Genomic DNA, 289 nt, shown 5'->3' with positions numbered 1-289 from the left:
AAACTCGATCGGTTGGACGAGGCGCGGACGGCGGCGCAGCGGCTGATGGAGGCGTTCCCGACCTACACGCTCACCCTGCAGAGACAGATCAACCCATGGCAGGACAAGGTGTTCGGCGAGCGTTACGTCGAGGCCTTGGGCATCGCCGGCGTGCCGGAGTGATCATCGCGCATAAAATGGCAACCTACCCCAACCGCCCCAGCACCGGGAAATTCTCAAGCAGCCAGTAGGACGCGCTCTGCACGCCGCCGGTGAGGAAAAACACGCCGGCGACCACCAACAAGGCGCC

At 64.0% G+C, this 289-nt stretch carries 1 pseudogene; it reads right to left on the bottom strand.

The features are described 5' to 3' along the window. Nucleotides 1-184: 184 nt before the first annotated feature. Nucleotides 185-289, bottom strand: a pseudogene (locus EN851_RS35680) (cytochrome c biogenesis protein CcdA); the annotation flags it as partial.

The sequence above is a fragment of the Mesorhizobium sp. M8A.F.Ca.ET.208.01.1.1 genome (assembly GCF_004791315.1).
In the GTDB taxonomy this organism is placed as follows: Bacteria; Pseudomonadota; Alphaproteobacteria; order Rhizobiales; family Rhizobiaceae; genus Mesorhizobium.
Note: the sequence above shows the minus strand (reverse complement) of the source record. Positions and strands in the feature narration are given on the sequence as shown.